The following is a 23,030-nucleotide window of genomic DNA, read 5'->3' on the forward strand; positions in this document are numbered from 1 at the left end:
AACTTGTTTTTTGTTATTTCAATAATACGGTCATTGTTTCATAAGAAGCTAGTTCTGTAACAGAGTCTAAAAAGACTTCAGGTGTAGGTAAATACAGTCCTCCTGCTGAAGGCCATTTATCTCCAATTTCAGGTTTTTCGCTTGTTTTAAAGGCAGCAATTTCTTTTAAATAGTCTTCGTAAACGGCCTTGGTACCATTTCTATAAGCTTTTAAAATTTCCATAGTTGTAGCGTAGCTTAAGGAGTCGGCGGGGTATTGCCAAGTTGTTGCTCCCATAACATCGCCTAATTTCCAATCCGTTTTTGTTGTTTGTTCGTGTTTGTTGTGGCAAGAAACACATGCGGCTGCTCCTGCTACATCGGCAAACATGGCTGTGTAAACTTTTTGATTTTCGTCGTAAAAGTGTTGTGGTTTTCTGTCTGATTTAATTTTGGTAAATAATTCCGCTTGTTTTCCTTCAAATTTATTGGCTTTGTTGATGGGGAAATCAGATCCTAAATACAAGCCTAGAGGGGTTTCGCTTTTTCTAATATCGTTGGCAATACCTCTTAAAAAAAGGGCGGGTAGCGGTCCTGCTTCAACGTCTTCTTTTTGCCAGTCTTCATCAAATTTTAAGCCCTGTTTTTTACCAGCGCCTACAATTGCTTTTGTATACAAGGTTCGGGTAATATCATTTTCTTTAGAAACAACTTCTAAGACTTGTGCAACTGAAAATTTCATTTCTTCAGTGCTTGTACTTTCTTTTTTTTCTGGAACTCCACCGCAGGCGGCTAATAAAAGAATAAATAAAGTTGTAGTTAGGTTTTTTAAAAATTTCATAAGGAATAATTTATAGGGTTTTTGTTAATACGCGGCTTTAATCATAACTCCAGCCATTACAGTATATACGGTTGTCCAAGCTTGTTTTACTTCGGGTGTAAATTCTTCGGCCAGGCCGGCTTCAAGTGTTTGTAGTAATGCTGATCCAACGGTGTCGTAATGAGCTTTTTCAACGCGATAAGCGACATGTCTTCTACCTAAATCTTCCAATACTGGGATTAATTTATCTAAAGCTGTTAATCCCGCAACAGCACCTCCTAACATGGTCATCAATTTGTTTCCTTGATCTGCCATGGCTCCCTTTTTTTTGGTTGGGAATAGTGGTTTTAATTTAGGGTCTAGTTCAAAGAGTTTTGTGTAAAATATTTCTGCGGCTGTAGCGGCAATTGGTTTTACTTTTTCAAAAGATTCTTGTACCAGTTTGATGGTGTTTTTATCAATTGGACTTTCTTCTTTTACTGGAGTTTTTGGTGCTGGTTTGGCGAGTAAATTTTTGAAAAATGTGAACATACTATTGCTTTTTTAAAGTTAAATGGATTCTTGTTTGTGTTGTTTTATACTAGTAAAATTAGGGTGAATGAAGGAATTTTTTTATGGGATGCAACAATTTAGAATCCCTTTTTTTGACATTTATATTCCGACAAATGCGAATTAAAAAGATGGAATTTGTCAGTTTCTTTGTATGTCTTTTTTTTTCAGTTAAGAGCAAAAAAAAACTGCCCGAAGGCAGTTTTAGTTAGTTTGATTTCTTGTGGTTATTTACAAAAATTTTGGAGAGATGATAAGCATCAACCACGCCCAGTTTTGTGTGTCTTTTCCTGATACTCCAGAAGGTTCAAAGAATTGAGAATAACCTCCTACAAGTTTAAAGTCTTTGTAGGCTTTTGCAACTACTAAATCCAATTCGCTACCAAGGTCGTCTCCAAGTCCATCAAGGTCTTCTTGTTCTGAGAATAAATGTCCTGTAAGTGTTACCGCCATTCCTGCTATTTTAGTTGAAGCAGATAATTGAAGATCTTTTAAACCACCATTGTTCGCATGGTTTCCTACATAAAAACGATCCATCAAACCGTTGAATGCATGGTTGGTTCCGTACAAAGGGAAGAAAGCTGCAGAATCGTCTGTTTTTCCTGAAATGATTTCATATCCAAGTCCAAAACTTGTTTTGTCAGTTGCTTTGTATTTTGCCAATAAACTGGCTAAGTACGCATTTTCAACAGGTGTGTCACCAACTCTATAACCATCTTGAAGGAAAGCATTCGCAGTAAACGTTAAAGCATCAGCAGTATAGTCAGCATGCAAACCTGCGGTTAATAAAGTAGATTTATCTTCCGTTCCGTTTTGGTATGTGTTTGATAGTACCAATGCACTAATGTTTAAATTGTCGTATTTTTTGTTCGCTCTAGCAAAAGCCATTTCTCTATAAGAAAATAATGCTGCTGTATTGTAAATTGCACTGGTAGGTGTGTTTAAAGCAAAACCTAAGTCTAAAGAGTATCCTTCATTTTTGTATTTGAAAACACCTGCGTCGTGTGTTCTTGCTTGTTGTGCCCATCCAAGTCCACCTAGTATACGTTGATCATCATAAGAAAGTGGTTGACGACCAATTTTAAAGCTTAAAGTTTCGTTTAGTTTTACATCTGCCCAAGCCTCTTGAACTCTAAGGTTTCCGTTCCCTGCTGGACTTATTTGAGGGCGATCTCCAAATTTAAAAACTTCTTGAAAACTTGTAAATAAAGTGTAGCTTTCTGTAGTATAGGTTCCTTTTAGGGCTGCTCTTACGCTGGTTGAAAGATATCCTTGAGTTCCTGTTGCAGCAGTTGCAGATTGTCCGTGGCCAAACCACTCTGTTCTTGGTCTAAATTCACCACTTAAAGAAAATTGTGCCATCATTCCTGTTGAGGCCAAAAGTAAGATTCCGAATAGTAGATTTTTGATTTTCATTTGGTATTATTTTAAATTTAATAAATTGTTTTTATGTTTTTTGATATGACAAATGTATAGGCTATTCAAAGGATAGAACATGATAAATAACAGGTTTTAACGTCTTTTTATCTCAGTTCTAAAGCCATTTTTCACAGGTTAATGTTCTAAGAAATCTATCAAATGTTTTCTGTAGTTGTAATAGTCATCATGTGCCAATACTGCTTTTCTAGATCTAGGTCTTTCAAATTCAATAGGAAGAATATCTCCTATTTTTGCTTTGGGGCCACTTGTCATCATAACGACTCTGTCGGAAAGAAAAATAGCTTCGTCAACATCATGGGTAATCATGACAGCGGTAATTTTTTCTTTGTTCCAAATTTCAATAAGTACATCTTGCAGTTCGCCTCTTGTTAAAGAATCTAACATTCCAAAAGGTTCATCCAGTAATAATACTTTGGGTTTTATGGCGAAGGCTCTGGCAATTCCAACTCTTTGTTGCATTCCTTGTGATAATTCGGAAGCTCTTTTGTCGAAGGATCCATCCAAACCAACTTTGCTTAAGTAGTATTTACAGATGTCTTCTTTTTCTTTTTTAGTTCCGTGTGGAAATACTTTTTTTACGCCTAGCATAACATTTTCCATGGCAGTCATCCAAGGCATTAAACTGGGTGCCTGAAAAATAACACCTCTATCTGGTCCAGGTCCTTTAATGGATGATCCTAGGACAGAAATTTTTCCGCCAGAAATTTCATTCAAACCAGCTATCATGGAAAGCATGGTTGTTTTACCACAACCCGAATGGCCGATGATGGTAATGAATTCTTCCTTTTTTACCTGTAGGTTTAAGTCTTCCAAAACGACATAATCTCCCTTAGGTGTTGGGTACACTTTTTTTAATTTTTGCAAATCTAGCATGACATCTGCAGGTGCAAATTTTTCCTGAAGTATTGTTTTTGTTTCCATAGAAGTCGTTATTTAGGGGCGTTAAATTCCCATCTCAAATCTTTTGGTTGTAAATCGGGTAGTTCGTAATTTATTTCTGAATTGGCAGAACGTTCATTTCCAATTTCCATAAGGTATTCAATAATGGCATTTCTGGTTTTTTTAAACTCTGGATTGTCATTCAAGGCGGTTTTATCTCTTGGTCTGTCTAGGTTGATTTTAAATTCAGGGCCAAGTGTTGCATTAGGGCCGGGGCGTAAAGGAATAATTCTGTCAGCCATATAAATTCCTTCATCAACATCGTTGGTAATTAAAAGAGCAGTACGCTTGTTTTTATTCCAAATGTTTAAAATTTCATCCTGAAGGTTTCCTCTAGTTAGGGCATCTAAAGCACCTAAAGGTTCGTCCATAATAATCATTTCAGGATCCATGGCTAAGGCTCTGGCAACAGAAACTCTCTGTCTCATTCCTCCTGATAATTCTTTTGGTCTTTTGTTGATGGCGTGTGAAAGACTTACCATTTCAACATATTCCTTGATACGTTCATCAATGAATTTTTTAGTTTCTTTTGGATAGGCTTCTTTAACAGCCATTTCAATATTTTGATAGACGGTTAACCAAGGTAAAAGTGAATAATTTTGAAAAATAACGCCGCGTTCATGGCTGGTATCTTCTACGGGTTTTCCTTTAAAAAGAACTTCTCCTGAAGTCGGTTTTTCTAAACCGTTAATAAGGTTTACAAGTGTTGTTTTACCACTACCTGTAAAGCCTACTATGGCAACAAACTCTCCTTCTTCAATATGAAGATTGATGTTTTTTAATACTTCCGTAGTGTTGTCGCCACTACCATATGTTTTTGTGATGTTGTTAAGTTCTAAGTAAGCCATTTGGTATTGTTTAAATGTTTAATCGTTTAAGTGTTTATTTGTTGTTGCTTTGTGTTTTTTCAATTACAAGCTTCAACTTTTAAACAATTCAACAGTATTTAGATTCCTTCATTTTTATCAAATGAAATAAACTTTTGAATGGTTAGCATAATTCTGTCTAATAAGAATCCAATGATTCCGATGACGAACATGGCTACAATAATTTTTGAATTAGAATCCATGGCTCCATTTTGAAATTCTTCCCAAACAAAAGAACCTAAACCAGGACTTTGTGCTAATAATTCAATGGCAATTAATACCATCCATGCTACAGAAAGTGTAATTCTTAATCCTGTAAAAATTAAGGGCAAAGAAGCTGGTAAAATCACTTTGAATATTTTTTGGAATGTTCCCAATTTTAAAACTTTGGCAACATTTAAATAATCTTTATCTACCGTAGAAACTCCCATGGCGGTGTTGACTAATGTTGCCCACATAGAACATAGTCCAACACTAATAAATGAAATAACAAATGAGGTGTCGCCAGTAGAATCTTTGGTCAACGTTTTTACAATCATAAATACTAATAACAACCAAACCACAGGGGATACGGGTTTTAGTATTTGGATAAGCCAGTTAAAGGAAGTTCTTAAGGTTTCGCTTAAACCAATAATAATTCCAATAGGCGTGGCAATTAATAAGGCTAGTAAAAAACCAGCAAATACAGTTTTGATACTTGTTTTTATTTGATCAACAAATGACGGTCTACCCGTATACGTAATAGGATCTTTTCCTTGCGCAATCCTTTTTTCGTTTAAGGCTGCAGTTTTTTCTTTGAAAGCTTCTTTATCGGCGCTAATCACTTTATGATCGGCTAATAAAACTTTGTAGGAAGCCCATACTTGAGCAGGAGAAGGTAATGTGTTTGGTTGGCAAGAAGGATCTCCAGATTCGATACAAGCTTTTACTTTGTCGGCTTCAGCTTGCCCTTGATCTTTTAATGTTTTTTCAATTTTATAATTTGCTTCCGTATTGTAAAGTGATTTAGCACCTGTGTACCAAACACCTATAAATAAAAGAATAGAGGCTAAAGGGGCTACTATTTTTTTTAGGATTTCAATGGTGTTTTTTTTGGAATCTTCTCCATTTGCCAAGCGCACTACTGGTTCAAAAAAACCAAGACCTATAAATCGCAGTACTTTTATGATAGAATCTTTCATTTTGTTGTCGTTTAATTTATTGAATATGAATTCAATTGTAAGTTTGAATTATAACACTTGAAATAACTGGTATTTCAAGTGTTATTTTATGGGTAGTCACTAGTGACTTATTTGTCTTTGTTTCCAATTTTGAAACTGTTGATATATCCAATAGGATCTTTGGCATCGAATGTTTTTCCGTCGATAAAATCTTTTGTAGCGGGCTTGTATCCGTCTGTTGCTGGGATGTCCGTTGCAGGAATTTTACCTTCAGCAGCTAATAAGGTGGCTGCTTTTTTCCAGATATCTGGACGGTAAATGTCTTTTGCTTTTTCAGCATACCAAGCAGCTGGTTTTTCTGTAGGAATTTGTCCCCATCTTCTCATTTGAGTTAAAAACCAAACGGCATCTGAGTAAAAAGGATACGTTGCATTGTAACGATAGAATACGTTAAAGTCAGGCATTTCACGTTTGTCTCCTTTTTCAAATTCAAAAGTACCTGTCATAGAGTTTGCTAATACAGCTTCGTCGGCTCCAACATATTGCGACATGGCCAATATTTTTACTGCTTCAGGTCTGTTTCCAGGTGTGTCTAACCATTTACCAGCTCTGATCAATGCTTTGGTAACTGCTACTGCTGTGTTTGGGTATTTTGCAACAAATTCTTTCGTCATTACAAATACTTTTTCAGGATTGTTTTTCCAGATATCGTAGTTGGTTGTTACAGGAACACCAATTCCTTTGGCAACTGCTTGTTGGTTCCATGGCTCTCCAACACAATAACCGTAAATAGTTCCTGCTTCTAAAGTTGCAGGCATTTGTGGCGGAGGAGTAACAGATAGTAAAACTTCAGCGTCAATTTGCCCTTGAATATTACTTGCAGAATACATTCCAGGATGTATACCTGCAGAAGCTAGCCAATATCTTATTTCGTAATTGTGAGTAGATACAGGAAATACCATACCCATTTTAAAGGCTTTACCGTTGTTTTTGTAGTCTGTAATAACAGGTTTTAATGCTTCTGCACTAATTGGGTGAACAGGTTTTCCATCAGGTCCTTTTTTAACATGGGCTTTCATTCCTTCCCAAACATTGTTAGATACTGTAATGGCATTTCCATTTAAGTCCATTGAAAAAGGAGTAACCAATTCGGCTTGTCTACCAAATCCAGCTCCTGCTGCAATAGGCTGTCCTGCCAACATGTGTGCTCCGTCTAATTGTCCGTCAATAACACGGTCTAATATATTCTTCCAGTTTGATTGAGCTTCTACAGAAACAAATAATCCTTCATCTTCGAAAAAACCTTTTTCTTTTGCAATAGCTAAAGGAGCCATGTCTGTTAATTTAATAAATCCGAAAGTTAATTGTGGTTTTTCAATTTCAAGAGAAGTGCTGGTGCTTGGTGCGCTAGCTGCTTCTGTTTTTTTCTTTTTTTCTTTTCCTCCACAAGAAATAGCAAGCATTATAGCGGCTACAGCTGTTAGTTTTAGGATTGTTGTTTTCATATTGTTGATTTTAAAGATTTACAAATTATGTTTTGATGATGTTACAAAGATAGATTTGAAGCTTCTTTCAGAGGATGTGAATTCACAGGCTTAAACAATCTTTTGCACGACTATTAAGGAGTTATAAGTCATTGTAGAAACTGCGTAAAAGCAGGTTTGCTATAGGAATAAATTTGAGGTTTGGTAATAAAAAAGCCCAAACGACGGATCGAATGGGCTGTGAATTAGTGAATTGCTTTATTTTATCTTGTCATAGAAAATGTGTGTTTGGAAATTTCTTCTCGTAAAGCTTCGTGATTAAGAATACCTAGTTTTCTACCTTTGGCGTTTACAAGTCCTTCTTTTTTTAAGGTAGAAAGTATTCGAATAACTTGTTCCTCGGTAGTTCCGGAGTAATCGGCATAATCTTTTCTGCTTAACAACACGTTTAAAAGCTGGTCTGTAGAACCGAATTTTTTATCCATATATAAAAGTGTGTCAATAACACGTTCTCTAACCGACATTTGTGCTAGTTTTCTAACTCGGGTTTCGCTTTCGCTTAATTCATCAGCGTAAAATAACATGAAATCGAAGGTTAAACTAGGGATGGTAAGTAATATGTTTTTTAAATCATCTTTCGAAAAATAACATAGGGTGGTGTCTTCTAAAGCCTGTGCAGAGATAGAATAGTATTTTGAAGACCCGAATCCACCTCTGTGTCCAATAATTTCACCGTCCTTAGCAAATCGAACGATTTGTTCTCTGTCGTTTATTCCTGTTTTGGCTACTTTTACTTTTCCTTTGTAGGCGAAAAATAAACCATGCGCAGGAGTTCCTTCCATAATAAACTGCTGTGATTTTTTGCATTTTATGGTGTGCTTATTTTTTAGAAAATCTTCAATTTTCGGGTCTTTGCTGTTTTTTTTAATCAAACAGTTTAAGTTTTCACAATGGATACAATCTGCCATAATTTTATATTTCTTTGAGAGTAATAATAGGATATTTGGTCATGCTTACACATGATAAATGTTTGTTTTATTTGGGGGTAACTTCACATCCCCTACAAAGATATTTTGATTTGCTGATTTATAGTATGGGTATGTGTAGTTGAAATAAATCTTTTTTACCATGTATAAAACTGCGTTTTCGTAGGTTTTGTAAATAAAAAAGCCTCACTAAATAAGTGAGGCTTTTCCATCTTTCGGGGTAGGTTTTATTAGGCTGCTTTTCTTTCTAAAGCTTCTAGTCTGTTTTGTTCGTCAACTGCGGCTTTTTCATCTTCTGCAGAGAATTTTATTCCGATACCAAGTAATCCGATGGCCAATACAACAAATCCAAAGTAGAAGAAACAGTCTTGAAGAGGAGAACCGCTTCTTAGTAAAAATTGTGCGTAACAAACAGCTCCAACATTTCCACCAGCTCCTACAATACCGGCTACAGCACCTAGTGCTTTTTTATTGATAAAAGGAACTACAGAATAGGTGGCTCCTTCGGCCATTTGAACGAATAATGAGAAAAGAATCATGGTAGCAACGGCAATTGGTAAGGCATCCATTCTTGAGAAAAGTAACAAGGCAAATCCTTCAATAACCATCACAATAACCAACCATTTTACACGGCCTTGCAATCCACCTTTTTTAGAAAATTTATCTCCTAGCCATCCTCCGGTCGATCTAGCAAATAAATTCATCAGTCCAAATAAGGAAGCAATTAAACCTGCTGAGGTTTCAGATAATGAAAAACGTGTTTGGTAATAGGTAGCGGCTCTTCCGTTCACAAATAATTCCATTCCAAAACATCCGGCATACATAGCAAATAAAATCCAAACTCTTTTGTCTTTAACGGCGGTCATAAATAAACTAGATTCTCCTTCGGCAGCTTGTGGTCTTTCTGTTGGAAGATCGTCGTAATTTCCTTTCGGACAATCTGAAGTGTATTTCCAATACAAATACGCCACAACCAACATTATAATTGCGGGTACAAACATGGCAGGTCTCCATTTTGATAAATCAGATTCAGCGAAACCAAATGCCAACATGGCTGCGGCAATTAATGGCATAACGGCCTGTGTAACACCACCACCAAGATTTCCCCATCCTGCTGTTGTAGCATTGGCAATACCCACTACGTTGGGTGCAAACATAACGGAAGTGTGGTATTGTGTTATTACAAAAGAAGCACCAATGACCCCTATGGCCATTCTAGAAATTAAATAGGTTTCCCAAGTGTTGGCAAGTGAAGAACCGGCAACTACAATGGCACCAAAAATTAATAAATATACATAGCTTTTACGTGGTCCAATTTTATCACACCAATTTCCAACAAATAATCTTGCGAAAATTGTAACGCCTACAGATGCAATAAATGCGGTAATTTTTTGAGCTTTAGAAAGATCTAAATCCGGACCAATAGTAGAGTTCATTAAAGGAGCGTGTGCAAACCAACCAAAGAAACATAAAAAGAATGCGATCCAACTAAGGTGGAAGGTTCTCATTTGTACCGTGGAAAGGTCGAATAAATTTATTCTAGTGGCTTTTTCGTTGTTTAAATTAATTGTCTTCATTTTGCTGAATTTTTTAGTAAATCTGATACAGCAAAGATATTTCGATAGTTTGTTTTGTAATATGTGTGTTCGCTAGGTCAAAACAAGTTTTTACTTGAGTTTTTATCGATGTAAAATCAATAAAAAACCTGTTAAAAAATAGGAAATATTTTTAATGTACTCATTGTTAGTTGTGTGAGTTTTAGGGGTGGTTCTTATTTTTGTGTTTGTTTGTTTTGTTGAAGAGTTTTCTTAAAGAATTAAAAATGGTTTTCTTCATGTTTGTAACTGAGGTTTTGTGAAAGTTAACGTTTGTTAAGACCTTCTCTTTTAAATGAATTTTTTGTTATTTTATCGCTTAAAATAAATGAAATGAAAAACACGCCCTACTTTGTCTTTTTTTTTATGCTGCTGCTAAACTCCGTTAATGCACAGAAGAATGTTATTCAAGTAAAAGGTAAGGTGCTTACTGCTGAAAATCAAGCAATAGAATTTGCGACGGTTGCCTTAATGAATAGTGAAGACAAGAAACCTATTTTAGGAACAGTTACCAATGAAAAGGGAATTTTTTCTATCCCTATAAAGAGCAGAGATTTTTATGTTGAAATTAGTTTTATCGGTTTTGAGACTAAAACAATCACGAACTTTTCAATAGCGAACGGTCAAGTTGCTTTGGGGAATGTTATTTTGAATGAAAATAGCGAATCTTTGAATGAGGTAGTGGTAAGGGCAGAAAAATCGCAAACAGAGTTTAAATTAGATAAGCGTGTTTTTAATGTAGGGAAAGATTTGAGCAGTACAGGTGTTAGTGCTTTGGAGGTATTGAATAATGTTCCGTCGGTAAATGTAAATATTGAAGGGGCTATTAGTTTGCGAGGAAGTACTGGAGTTCAGATTTTAATCAACGGAAAACCATCGGTTATAGCGAGCGATGAAGGAAATGCACTTGGGACTATTACCGCAGAAATGATAGAAAAAGTAGAAGTGATTACCAATCCGTCTGCCAAATATGATGCTGAGGGGACTACTGGAATTATTAATATCGTATTAAAAAAAGAGGAACGCAGAGGTATAAATGGTTCCATTAGTATAAATACAGGAACGCCACATAATCATAGTGTTGGTTTAAGTGTAAATAGAAGGACAGAGAAATTTAATTTGTTTAGTCAGTTAGGAATGGGGTACCGTGAGATGCCTAGTTATTTTGATAAGAGAAATGAAAACTTGGTAACAGATACGATTATAAGAAATAGCGGTGTAGAGTATCGAAATGAAAAATTTTACAATTTAATTTTAGGAACAGATTATCATATCAATGAAAGAAATGTGGTGACCTTGTCGGGAAGTTATGCTTATGAGGTTGAAGAACAGCCTTCAGAAACAAATTATACAAAAGAAGGAGTTGATGGTGGTGTTTCTGATAAATGGACTAGAAGAGAGGTGACCGATGCAGATAATCCTAAATTTAAATACGAGCTTCAGTACAAAAGCGATTTTAAAGATGATGAAAAACACACTTTGCTTTTTAGTGCGTTGGGAAGTTTTTTTGGAAAAGATCAGTCTTCAGATTTTGAAAATATAACAGAGTTAGGATCAAGACCAGATGCGAAACAAAAAACATTTACAAATTATAAGGAGTCTAGTTATACGTTTAAATTAGATTATACCAAGCCGTTTTCTGAAAAAGTAGTGATGGAAACAGGAGCGCAATATGTGATGCAACAAGTGGAGAATGATTATTCTTTGTCTAATTTAGAAAATGGCGCCTATGTTCCAGATGCTGCATTGACCAATGTTTTTGAGTACAAGCAGAATGTATTAGGTGTTTATGGAACCTTGGCCTATGAGAACAATAAATTTGGAGTGAAAGCAGGTTTGCGATTGGAAAATACAGATTTGGGAACTTTATTGGTAGAAGAGAATAAAGAGAATGGTCGAAATTTTACGAATTTATTTCCAAGTATGCACAGTTCCTATAAGTTTACAGAAGTGTTTTCGGTACAAGCGGGCTATTCAAAAAGGGTGTACCGACCAAGGTTGTGGGATTTGATGCCATTTTTTAATGTTAGAAATGAATTTAGTATACGACAAGGAAATCCTGATTTATTGCCTGAGTTTACAGATTCTTTTGAGATTTCGAGTATTTTTAATTTCAATAAAGTGTCTATGAATTTTGGGGTGTATCATCACAATACAACAGATGTTATTGATCGTATTTCGCTGTATGATGAGGAAGAAAATATTACAACTATGATTCCTGAAAATATAGGGACAAGAAAAAGTACAGGGGTAGAATGGAATACCAAGTTCAGTCCTACCCAAAATTTGACATTTACTGGAGATTTTAATTACAATTATTTCAGTAGAAAAGGAAGTTTGGATGCACAAGTTTTTGATTTTTCTGCAGATAGATGGAACGGGAAATTGACAACGAAATTGAAATTATTTTTGGATATTGATTTTGAAATCACTGGACGCTACCAGTCTGGAAACAAAACAGTGCAAGGAACTGTGTCATCACAGGCTTTTGCAGATATGGGCTTGCGAAAAAAAATAATGAAAGGAAAAGGCGTGTTTAGTTTGGGGGTACGTGATTTGTTTGAAAGTAGAATTAGCGAGTCTGAAGTAGCTCAGGAAGATTTTTATGTGTACAGCCAAGCCTATAGAGGGCGCTTTGTGACCTTAGGGTTCAGCTATGGTTTTGGAAAAGGAGAAGCAATGGAATATGCCGGAAAGCGGCGTTAGTTTTTTTGCGTGAACTTAAAATAGAATAGGGAGTCGTTAGGGTATTAACGACTCCCTATTCTGTATAAATGAAGATTAGCTATCTAAAAAGTAATTGTGTTCAGAAATTTCTTTTTTCAAAAGATCGATGTCTATAATTCCTAATTTTTTACCCTTTGATCGCAAAAGTTTTTCTTTTTTTAAGCTAGAAATAATTCGAATCACTTGTTCTTCAGTGGTTCCGGCAAAATCTGCAAAATCTTTTCTTGGTAATTGTATTTTGAAAAAACCATCTGCATCTTGACCAAATTTTCTTTTGATATATAAAAAGGAGTCGATTACTTTTTCACGAACCGTCATTTGAGCAAACTTTCGCACTTTTGTTTCAGATCTATTTAATTCTTCAGAGTAAAATAGCATCAAATCAAAAGTTAGGTTTGGAATTTCATGAAGCATTTTGGTAAGTATTTCGTTCGTGAAATTACACAAATGAGTTTCACTTATGGCCAGTGCGCCAATAGGGTAATTTTTTCCAGAACCAAAACCTCTATGTCCAATAATTTCACCATCATGAGCAAATCTTACAATTTGTTCTCTTCCGTAAATTCCGGTCTTTACAACCTTTACCTGTCCTTTTCTTACAAAGAAGAGTCCGTGCGCAGGAGCGCCTTCCATGATGAACTGTTGTGATTTTTTACACTTGATGTTATGTTTTTCAAGTAAAAATTTTTCAATATTAGGGTTCTTGATGTTTTTCTTAATCAAGCAATTTGTGTTTTCGCAAGTAATACAATCTGACATAACATATCTGTTTAGAGTTTATGAAACATATGCAAAACTACGTAAAAAAATATAAAATTACGTATTAATACTTAAATAGATTGTTTTATTTATGTTAAGGACTACTAAAAATACGGGTTGAATGATGTAAATAAAACTGATTTATGGTTGGTGATTTTAGGGTTTCTACTTTTATGATGTACTTTAAATAGGTGTTTTTCTTGTTGATTTATAAAGGTTTAAGTAGCTAAGTTTGGTATGGGGAGGTGCAGTGCTTTTTCGCATTACAATCTGTTTTACTTAACGGTGTGTCTTAAATAGTACTATATAATAAGAAGGTGTTGTCAGGGATGGTAAGAGTTTTGGTGAGTGTGTTTTTCTGTTTTTGTTGAGATGTGCTGCATTTGAGTTTTATTTTTTGCTAGATGAAATTCGAAATAGTTTTGGTTTTTGTTTGTAGCTATTTTTTTAGATTCTTGTACTGTTTGTTATTTCGGATTGGTAAGATTGTTGTTTTTGTTTTAAATCCGTTCATTTTATACATTATAAATTGTCTGTATTGAGTGTTATTGCAATAATCAAAATTTTAGTCTTTGTGTGTTTTTAATAGAATTCACAATTCGCTTGTTTTCAGTTTATTTGTTGTTTTGTGTTAAGTTTAAACCTGATAATACGTAGTTTGTAAATACGTATTATACAGGCTTCATTGTGGTTTAGCAATATGTATAAGTCTGTTTTTATCAATAAAACAGCGTATAATTAACGTATTTGTATTATTTGGATGTTTTTTTTGTAAAAACCCAAATAATTATGTTTCTGCGTAAAAAAACGTAATATAGCTAAGTAGTATTACGTAATATTACGTAGTTTTGTAGTGTTAATATAAAATACGAAACGTATGAAGACAATTTTGGTTATTGGAAACGGAATGGTAGGATATAAATTTTGTGAAAAATTTGTAGCAAAAGCTGAAGCCTCCAACTATAAACTAATTGTATTTGGTGAAGAGCCAAGACCTGCTTATGATAGGGTGCATTTAAGTGAATACTTTGCAGATCAAAATGCAGAACGTTTAAGTATGGCACCAAGATCTTGGTATGAAGAGAATGGAATTGAATTGATTACGAACGAAAGAGTAACGGATATTCATAGAAAAAATAAAACGATTACAACTATAAGTGATGCTGAATATGCTTATGATTATTTGATTTTAGCAACAGGATCTTCTGCTTTTGTTCCTCCAATTCCAAAAATTGAAAAAGAAGGAATTTTCGTTTATCGAACAATAGAGGATTTAGATGCTACTTTGGCTTATGCGGCAAAGTTGAAAGCTCAAGGTGGAAATAAAAAAGCGGCTATTTTAGGTGGTGGTTTGTTAGGTTTGGAAGCAGGAAAAGCGATTTTGGATATGGATTTGTCGGCTTCTGTTGTTGAGTTTGCTCCAAGACTTATGCCGAGACAATTAGATGGTGATGCGAGTAAAGTATTGCAAGGAAAATTAGAAGATCTTGGTATTGAAATTCTTTTAAATAAAGGAACACAAAAAATATTAGGCGATACTGCCATTTCAGGAATGGATTTTGGAAATGGTGATATTTTAGAAGTGGATATGCTACTTGTTTCGGCAGGTATTAGACCTAGAGATGAGTTGGCTAAGACTTGTGGATTGGAAGTTGGAACCCGAGGAGGTATATTGGTGACAAACGATATGAAAACTTCCGATGAAAATATATTTGCCATTGGAGAATGTGCTTTGTTAAATCAAATGATTTATGGTTTGGTGGCTCCTGGTTATGATATGGCTGGTGTTGCCGTTGCGCAAATTATTGGAGAAGAAGCTTCTATGCCAACAGAAATTGACATGTCAACAAAATTAAAGTTGAGTGGAATTGATGTGGCAAGTTTTGGAGATGCTTTAAACGAGAAAAAAGAAGGAGAAAGCATCGTTTATGAAAATAAATTTCAAGGTGTTTATAAAAAGATCGTTGTTTCTAAGGATGGAAAATCTTTATTAGGAGGGATATTGGTAGGAGATGCTAGTGATTATAGCATGTTGCATCAAATTTTTCTAAATGGATTGGCAATTCCTGAAAATCCAGAAGATTTAATTTTAGGTTCTAGAGGAGGAGAAGGTGCTAGTTTTGGTTCGGTATTAGATTTACCAGATGAAGCTGTTGTTTGTTCTTGTGAATCGGTAACCAAAGGCGCTATTTGCTGTAAGGTTGAAGAAGGTGTAGATACCTTGAAAGGTTTGGCTGCTGCAACAAAAGTAACAACAGGTTGTGGAGGTTGTAAACCAATGGTTCAAGATTTATTAGACGAAACCTTAAAGGCTGCAGGGAAAATTGTAAAACAAAATATATGTGAGCATTTCGATTATTCTCGTCAAGAATTGTTTGATATCATTACCATGAAAGGTATCAAATCTTACGATGAGATGCTCGATAAACACGGAAAAGGAAATGGTTGTGAAATTTGTAAGCCAGCTTTGGCTTCCTTATTTGCAAGTATTTATAACGAAACGGCAAACAAGCAAGAAGTTATTCAAGATTCGAATGACCGTTTCTTAGCAAATATTCAACGTAACGGAACCTATTCTGTTGTTCCTAGAGTTGCGGGTGGAGAAATTACACCAAAGCAATTAATTGTTATCGGACAAATTGCTGAAAAATACGATTTGTATACCAAAATTACGGGTGGACAGCGAATTGATATGTTTGGAGCTCGTTTGGATGAATTGCCAAAAATTTGGAAAGATTTAATAGACGAAGGTTTCGAAAGTGGGCATGCCTATGGTAAGTCTTTAAGAACTGTAAAAAGTTGTGTAGGGTCTACTTGGTGTCGTTACGGAATGGATGAGAGTGTAAGTTTTGCAATTGAAGTGGAAAATCGTTACAAAGGAATTCGTTCTCCGCATAAATTTAAAGGAGGAGTTTCTGGTTGTATCCGTGAATGTGCGGAAGCAAGATGTAAAGATTTTGGAATGATCGCTGTTGAAGGTGGTTGGAACTTATATGTTGGTGGTAATGGAGGAGCCAATCCAAGGCATGCCGAACTATTGGCTGAAAAAATAGACAATGCTACCGTGGTCAAATATGTAGATCGATTCTTAATGTTTTACATAAAAACAGCCTTGCCATTGCAACGTACTGCAGCTTGGTTAGAAAAATTAGATGGAGGTATTGAATACTTGAAAAATGTAGTCATAAACGATAGTTTGGGTATTTGTGAAGACCTAGATAAAGAGATGGCAACTTTGGTAGATACCTATAAGTGTGAGTGGAAAGAGGCTATTGAAAATATTGAAATTCAAAACAGATACAGTCATTTTGTAAACTCTGAAGAAATTGATTCAAACCTGAATTTTGTTCCTTTAAGAGAACAAAAAATGCCAGAGCTATGGGAAGCTTAAAAATATAATTGAGTGTTTGCTCAACTAAAAAATAGTTTGATTTCTATGATAGAGGTGGCACGTTGTTCAAAAATAAATTCTTTGATAATTTAGTATTTGGTTTTGAATTGTGCGCCTCTTGTAGAAATAATAATAAAGAATAAAAATTAAAGATATGTCAGCACTATTAGAAAAGTATTTTACAACAAATGTCGACGAAGTAAAGGTATGGTTCAAAGCAGCTCCTATTGATAAATTTCCTGAAAATGGAGGGGCTTGTGTAAAATATAAAGAGAAGCAAATAGCGATATTTAATTTTACAAGAGAAGGAAAATGGTATGCTTGTCAAAATCTTTGTCCACATAAAATGGAAATGGTTTTGTCTAGAGGAATGATTGGTGATGATTGTGGAACGCCAAAAGTGGCATGTCCATTGCATAAAAAAACATTTTCATTAGAAAGTGGAGAAAACCTAAACGGAGAATTGGATGCAATTGCTGTATATCCTGTAAAAGTTGAAGAGGGTTTTGTGTATTTAGGATTTTCTGAATAATTTTTTTTATTGAAGGTTGCGCTAGTCGAAACCAAGTTTAAATTTTATAATCGGGCGTTAATGATTTTCATTAACGCTTTTTTTATGCGTTTTAGAAAAAATACTAGTCAAAATGTCAGTACTTTTGTAAAAATAAATACCATCATTTCATGAAATCAGAAAAGTTTAGCAAAGCCATTGCCTTGTTTGATCAAGCAAATAGTGAAGATCCAACAATTGAAGTTTTTGAAGGAAAAGAATTTCCGAAAGAAATTTTATATGCCCAACGTATGACTCAAGTTTTAAGTCAGTTTGCTCCTAATGCATCAGAAGCTGTTCAGTTGGCAGCGCGTTGTCAGCATATTTGCCGTTGGAAAAGTCCAAGAAGTTCTTATGAAATGAATAGAACAGGTTATTTATTATGGCGTCAGGAATTGAAAAAAATGCATGCCAAAATTGCTTCTGAAATATTGAAAGAAGTGGGCTATGACGAAGATACTATTGCAAAAGTGGCTTTTCTTTTGGAGAAAAAACAATTGAAAAGAAATGAAGAAACACAACTTTTAGAAGATGTGATATGTTTGGTGTTTTTAGAGTTTTATTTTGACCCTTTTGTAGTGAAGTATACCGAAGAAAAAATACTAGACATTGTACAAAAGACTTGGAAAAAAATGTCTGAGACAGGTCATGAGACAGCTTTGAAAATTCCGTTTTCAAAAGATTCATTGGCTGTTATTATGAAAGCACTTTCTTAAAAGAAGTCTTTTTTTTGTTCCGTTTTTTTAGGGAAATGGAATCCCTAGTTTTTTATACTTTTGTAGCATGGAAAATACCAAAGAATATACCAGTGTCCCATCAATATTAAAAAAGCTCTTGATCAGAGCTTTTTTGTTGCTTTCAGGGTTTCCTGTTTTTTTCTATATAGTGCTTACCTACTTGCGTGTAGAGTTTGCACTTTCTATTTTGTTGGTTATTGTTTTTATTTTTTTGATTCTAATTGTCATTAAAAAATATTTTCAAAAAGTGATCAATGTACTGGTAAAATCCAACCTTTATAATAAAAAACAAATTGCAGAATTAAAAGAACAATACGAGTTAAAAGAGCAGGCCTACCAAGAATTGGAAAGTTTGAATTTTGTTATAGACAATGCGGCTTTGTTTGCCAGTGCCAAATTAGATGGTACTGTAGTTTATTTGAGTAAAAAGTTTTGTGATTTATTAGGTTTAGATAGAAAAGAGATACGTGGTTCTATAGAAAGACTCCTCTCTACACAAGAAGGTCAGCAACAAAATATCAACGATTTGATGCGAGCTACCCGACAGAAAATTTGGATTGGAGAGGTAGAATTAACTTCTAGAAAACAAGAGAAATTGTGGTTAGAATTGACCATTATTCCGATGAATCAAACCCATGGGAAACAAAGTCTTTTTTTACTTGGAAATAATATTACCGAAAGAAAACAGACGCAAGGTCAGATGGATAAGATCAAGGAACGAGAATACGAACATCGCGTTCAGCTGCAAAAAGATCAAGCCAGTCAGATAGTAGAAGCTCAGGAAGAGGAAAGAAAGCGTATTGCAAAAGATATTCACGATGGTATTGGTCAAATGCTGACAGCCTTAAAGTTTAGTGTTGAATCGATTGATGTTAAGAATCAAGAAAATGCGGAAAAAAAGTTTGCCGATTTAAAAATCGTTTTTGGGCAATTGATAAAAGATGTAAGGGCAGTTACGTTTAGTTTAACGCCACCAGAATTGAGTGATCATGGAATTGCGCCAGCACTTAAAAAAATGACGGAAGAGATTTCAAAGTTGTCGGGTAAAAATATTTTGTTTGAAAACAAAACCGATTTTGATGAGCGTTTTGATTCTTTGACCGAAACGAATTTGTATCGTGTAGCTCAGGAAGCCATTAACAATGCTTTAAAATATGCGGAATCTACCTATGTTTTGGTGTCTGTAGCCCATACAAAGGAATTATTGAGTGTAATGATTGATGACAATGGAAAAGGATTTGATGTTAATGTTATTCAGGATTCAGAAAAAGGGCTAGGTATGGGCTTATTTTTTATGAAGGAACGCATTAACTATATTGACGGAAGGTTGTTTGTGAATTCTGTAGTTGGACAAGGAACTCGAATTACCATTAACATTTCGCTGTAGTTTTTTTCTTTCAGACTCAGTGTAAGATTCTGTTGAAAAAATAAGTTCAAGGAGTTTAACTATCCAAAAAGGACAATAAAAAAACGAGCTTTTTAACTGGTTAAAAGCTCGTTTTTTTTATTGCTAAAGTTTTTTGATTCTTTTTATAACCTCATCTCCTAATTTTGATTTTCGTTTGATGTGGTTTAGAATTTCCATGACGGTTGGGTTGCTGTCAAATTCGCCACGTACGCTGGCAAAATCTAAATGACGTTCGTTTTCATCACCGTCAACTCCAAAGCCAACTTGGGTGGAAAGAGAGAATTCTTTTTGAGCATCTGTATAAAGCATTTTGTCTAAGCTTACAACCGATTTTTTCCATTTTTTAACAATAGAAATATATTGTTCTGAGGTAATTGTGTCTATGGAGATTTTATAGAATTTTTCAAGTAGAGAAACCGCCCAATTCCATTCGTATTCATAGTAGTTTTCATGAATTGTATTCAATTCAGATTGTACTTCTTCAAGTGTATGAATTTTGTTTTTTTCAACCTTGCAAAGAAAATCATTCAAAGATTCTACAGGGCAAATTAAGCCTCCAACATCTAGCCATTTTCCAGTTCCTATTTTTGAGCTAGGTTTTAGCAATGTTCTTAAGTCGTCAATAGTATTTATTTCCTGTTTGTGTATTCTACTAATTATTGAATTCCCTAAAAATTTATTGATGATAATGTCGTATAATTCAATTCCTTTTACCAAAGAACTGGATTTTATTTTCATATCACTATAACTGTATTCAGCTACTTTTTTACCTGATAAAGTCTGAAGATTTTTAAGGGTGTTTAGTCCACTTGCTACCTTATGAATAGTAAAAGGACTTAGAAGGTTAAAGTTGATAATGTCTGTTTTATAGTCGGGGTGTCTTTTGTCTCGTTTTACCCACTTTTGCGCATCTCTTACCGTTCCTACGCTTTTCAAATTTATACCAGGAAAAAGCATGCTTTCATCTTTGGATTCAATTAAATAGGAGAAAGGTAAATTGGAAGAATCTACGTTTTTGTAATGCCTACCAGAAACCAAGGTGAAAGCACCAATTTTAGAAGGCCAAAGTAAGTAGGAATTACTTGTTGTTTTTGCGCCACGTTCCATAATTCCTTGGTGAATAGGTCCTAATTTGTACATGTGGTTACTTTGGTTAGAGCCACTTCCTGCATTCATAAATGAAAACATTCCTGCAATTAATAGGGTAGATTTGTGGTGGGTAACCGTATAAGGGCCGGCAAATATAGAACAGGCTTCTCCGTTAAATCCTTGACTGTTGGCGAAAAACACAGAATGTTCTGCGGAGTAATGTTTGTCTAAGGTACAACCCTGACCTACAAAACAATTAGAAAGAATGGTTGCGTTATCAATTGTTGTATCACTATTAACAATAAAATTTTCGGCCATCACTTCAGATCCAATATAAATTGGTGCGTCTTGGTGCGAATTTAGACTTCCGTTTTTTAATTTAACAACGCCTTCTAATTTGGCATTATCCCCTATGTTTACGTTTTTTATAGAACGGCAATTTAAAATTCGTACATTGTTTCCAATAGTACCAATATCCGATTTTATAGATTCTGTATAAGCAGAAATCATTTTCTTTAAATTGGAAATTAAATCATTTCTATGTCGGTATAAGGCCAGAATGTAGGCAACTTGAGCAGATAGGTTGTCATAGATAGGAATTTCTCTTCCACCTCCTTCATTGATAGCTTCCACTTCAATACCGTTTCCAAAAGTTGATATTCCATTTACGGCTATGTGTCCAACATTATCAATAACTACGTTGTTTCCAATTTTGTAATTGGCAATATAATTAGCGGTGTTTTTTATAAAAGGATTGTTTCCTATTTCACAATTGTGAATAAATGCATTGTAAATCCCGTTCGGCCTAGTAATGTTTCCGTAAGCGGTATTGTTTCCTGAAATCTCATTTAATTTGATGTTTCCTGAGAAATCAGTGTTTTTTATTCTTGAAAGGTCTGTTTTATCAGTGATCCAAAAGGTCTCCAAATTGAGAACACTACAGCCTTGTTGGTTTAATAGGTTTAATTCATCAGGGCTTAGGTTGCGATACTTTGACATAGATATAGTTTGTTTATAGCGAGCAATTTTTTTAAAAAGTAAAAATACTAAATATAAAAAGAGCATAAATGAATTTGTGAAAAAAGTGAGTTTGGGGGCTTTTTTTTCAATATGATATTTGTCATTTATTAAAAGAACAACAGGTTTTACTTTTGTTGAAGAATTTTTAGGTATGAATAATTTATTGATCCGGAAGTATAATATTCCGGGACCTCGTTATACGAGTTATCCAACTGTGCCCTTTTGGAATAAGGAAGGTATTGCACAGCATGATTGGTTGCGTACAGCAAAACAATCTTTTGACGAATCCAATGAAGCTGAAGGTATCAGTTTGTATATACATCTTCCTTTTTGCGAGAGTTTGTGCACGTTTTGTGCCTGCCATAAAAGAATTACAAAACGACATGAAGTTGAAAATCCGTATATAGAAGCGGTTTTAAAAGAATGGCAACTGTATGTTGATTTGTTTGAAGAAACACCAATCATTAGAGAAATACATTTGGGTGGTGGTACCCCAACTTTTTTTAGTGCATTTAATTTAAACCGATTGATTTCTGGAGTTTTAAGTGTTTCAAAAAAACATGAAAAGCATGAGTTTAGTTTTGAAGGACATCCAAATAATACTTCCAAAGTACATTTGCAAACACTGTTTGACTTAGGTTTTACACGCGTTAGTTTTGGGGTTCAAGACTATAATGAGAAAGTGCAAAAAGCCATTCATAGAATGCAGCCTTTTGAAAATGTAAAAAATGTGACCGAGTGGGCCAGAGAAATTGGCTATACGTCTATTAGCCATGATTTGGTTTTTGGACTGCCTTTTCAGACTTTAGAAGACGTACTGTTTACCATAGAAAAATCAAATGAATTGAGACCGGATAGAATTGCTTTTTACAGTTATGCGCATGTGCCTTGGGTAAAAGGAGTTGGACAACGTGGGTATGATGAAAAAGATTTACCAGCAGATGAGGTAAAACGTTCTTTGTATGAAACAGGGAAACAATTGCTTGAAGATTGCGGTTATGTTGAAATTGGCATGGATCATTTTGCATTGAAAACGGATAGTTTGTATTTGTCTACCGTAAGTAAAAAACTGCATCGTAATTTTATGGGCTACTCAGCAAATAAAACTCAATTGATGGTCGGTTTAGGAATGTCGTCTATTGCTGATTCTTGGTACAGCTTTGCGCAAAATGTAAAGACGGTAAAAGAATATCAAGACTTGGTAGGGAAAGGAGAGTTTCCCGTTTTTAAAGGGCATTTGCTAAGTCCAGAGGATTTGATTATCAGAAAACATATTTTAAATATCATGTGTCATTTTGAAACTTCTTGGGAAGCTATAGAAATGCAATTTCCTGAATTGCAAACTGCATTGTCTAGATTAGAAGAAATGGAAAAAGACGGTCTGTTAGAAATTCATGAAAACGGCTTGTCGGTACCTGAAAAAGCACGACCGTTTGTGCGGAATATTTGCATGGCTTTTGATTTGTTATTGCAGAAAAATAAACCACAAACAAATTTGTTTTCGAAAACCGTCTAATAAGAAATTGTAAAA

General features: G+C 34.7%; 17 protein-coding genes. 6 read left to right on the top strand and 11 right to left on the bottom strand.

What is annotated here, in order from left to right; all coding sequences use genetic code 11:
* Window positions 1-13 precede the first annotated feature (13 nt).
* From FGM02_RS06670 to FGM02_RS06710, 9 genes are all read right to left on the bottom strand, one after another.
* Window positions 14-820 (bottom strand): c-type heme family protein, encoded by an 807-nt coding sequence (locus FGM02_RS06670; RefSeq protein ID WP_139957525.1) that lies wholly within the window; start codon window positions 818-820, stop codon window positions 14-16.
* 24 nt (window positions 821-844) lie between these two features.
* Window positions 845-1,330 carry a globin family protein gene (locus tag FGM02_RS06675; protein WP_243739367.1) on the bottom strand — a complete coding sequence of 162 codons (486 nt, stop codon included), beginning with the start codon at window positions 1,328-1,330 and terminating at the stop codon, window positions 845-847.
* A 249-nt stretch (window positions 1,331-1,579) separates the two neighbouring features.
* Window positions 1,580-2,764, bottom strand: coding sequence for an alginate export family protein (locus FGM02_RS06680; RefSeq protein ID WP_139957526.1), 1,185 nt, complete (start codon window positions 2,762-2,764; stop codon window positions 1,580-1,582).
* A gap of 138 nt (window positions 2,765-2,902) precedes the next feature.
* A complete protein-coding gene (locus FGM02_RS06685) occupies window positions 2,903-3,709 on the bottom strand; it encodes an ABC transporter ATP-binding protein (protein ID WP_139957527.1) in 807 nt (268 codons plus the stop codon).
* An 8-nt stretch (window positions 3,710-3,717) separates the two neighbouring features.
* On the bottom strand, window positions 3,718-4,575 hold the full coding sequence (locus FGM02_RS06690; protein WP_139957528.1) for an ABC transporter ATP-binding protein: 858 nt from the start codon (window positions 4,573-4,575) through the stop codon (window positions 3,718-3,720).
* Window positions 4,576-4,673: 98 nt separating this feature from the next.
* Window positions 4,674-5,774: an ABC transporter permease gene (locus FGM02_RS06695; RefSeq protein ID WP_139957529.1), complete on the bottom strand. Its 1,101-nt coding sequence runs from the start codon at window positions 5,772-5,774 to the stop codon at window positions 4,674-4,676.
* A 107-nt stretch (window positions 5,775-5,881) separates the two neighbouring features.
* A complete protein-coding gene (locus FGM02_RS06700) occupies window positions 5,882-7,258 on the bottom strand; it encodes a CmpA/NrtA family ABC transporter substrate-binding protein (RefSeq protein ID WP_139957530.1) in 1,377 nt (458 codons plus the stop codon).
* 242 nt (window positions 7,259-7,500) lie between these two features.
* Entirely contained in the window at window positions 7,501-8,205 is a 705-nt protein-coding gene (locus tag FGM02_RS06705; RefSeq protein WP_139957531.1) for a Crp/Fnr family transcriptional regulator, read from the bottom strand.
* Window positions 8,206-8,453: 248 nt separating this feature from the next.
* Entirely contained in the window at window positions 8,454-9,800 is a 1,347-nt protein-coding gene (locus tag FGM02_RS06710; protein ID WP_139957532.1) for an MFS transporter, read from the bottom strand.
* A 351-nt stretch (window positions 9,801-10,151) separates the two neighbouring features.
* Between FGM02_RS06710 and FGM02_RS06715 the strand changes: the two genes are divergently transcribed.
* The gene (locus FGM02_RS06715; protein WP_139957533.1) at window positions 10,152-12,524 is read left to right on the top strand and encodes an outer membrane beta-barrel family protein; all 2,373 of its coding nucleotides are present in this window, start codon (window positions 10,152-10,154) and stop codon (window positions 12,522-12,524) included.
* Between the two features lie 75 nt (window positions 12,525-12,599).
* On the opposite strand, the gene FGM02_RS06720 is transcribed toward FGM02_RS06715, so the two are convergent.
* On the bottom strand, window positions 12,600-13,304 hold the full coding sequence (locus tag FGM02_RS06720) for a Crp/Fnr family transcriptional regulator (protein WP_139957534.1): 705 nt from the start codon (window positions 13,302-13,304) through the stop codon (window positions 12,600-12,602).
* 877 nt (window positions 13,305-14,181) lie between these two features.
* Here FGM02_RS06720 and nirB point away from each other — a divergent pair.
* The 4 genes from nirB (at window position 14,182) to FGM02_RS06740 (ending at window position 19,369) form a co-directional block, all read left to right on the top strand.
* A complete protein-coding gene (nirB, locus tag FGM02_RS06725; protein WP_139957535.1) occupies window positions 14,182-16,695 on the top strand; it encodes a nitrite reductase large subunit NirB in 2,514 nt (837 codons plus the stop codon).
* A gap of 154 nt (window positions 16,696-16,849) precedes the next feature.
* Window positions 16,850-17,227 carry a nitrite reductase small subunit NirD gene (nirD, locus tag FGM02_RS06730; protein WP_139957536.1) on the top strand — a complete coding sequence of 126 codons (378 nt, stop codon included), beginning with the start codon at window positions 16,850-16,852 and terminating at the stop codon, window positions 17,225-17,227.
* 149 nt (window positions 17,228-17,376) lie between these two features.
* The gene (locus tag FGM02_RS06735) at window positions 17,377-17,961 is read left to right on the top strand and encodes a DUF4202 domain-containing protein (protein ID WP_139957537.1); all 585 of its coding nucleotides are present in this window, start codon (window positions 17,377-17,379) and stop codon (window positions 17,959-17,961) included.
* A 67-nt stretch (window positions 17,962-18,028) separates the two neighbouring features.
* Window positions 18,029-19,369 carry a PAS domain-containing sensor histidine kinase gene (locus FGM02_RS06740; protein WP_139957538.1) on the top strand — a complete coding sequence of 447 codons (1,341 nt, stop codon included), beginning with the start codon at window positions 18,029-18,031 and terminating at the stop codon, window positions 19,367-19,369.
* A gap of 123 nt (window positions 19,370-19,492) precedes the next feature.
* Here the strand turns inward: FGM02_RS06740 and FGM02_RS06745 are convergent, their stop codons facing one another.
* Window positions 19,493-21,478, bottom strand: coding sequence for a DUF4954 family protein (locus FGM02_RS06745; protein WP_139957539.1), 1,986 nt, complete (start codon window positions 21,476-21,478; stop codon window positions 19,493-19,495).
* 172 nt (window positions 21,479-21,650) lie between these two features.
* Between FGM02_RS06745 and hemN the strand changes: the two genes are divergently transcribed.
* Complete coding sequence (hemN, locus tag FGM02_RS06750; protein ID WP_139957786.1) at window positions 21,651-23,015, top strand: oxygen-independent coproporphyrinogen III oxidase; 1,365 nt, start codon at window positions 21,651-21,653, stop codon at window positions 23,013-23,015.
* The last annotated feature ends 15 nt before the right edge of the window (window positions 23,016-23,030 follow it).

The organism is Flavicella sediminum, from assembly GCF_006381105.1.
Taxonomy (GTDB): Bacteria; Bacteroidota; Bacteroidia; order Flavobacteriales; family Flavobacteriaceae; genus Flavicella; species Flavicella sediminum.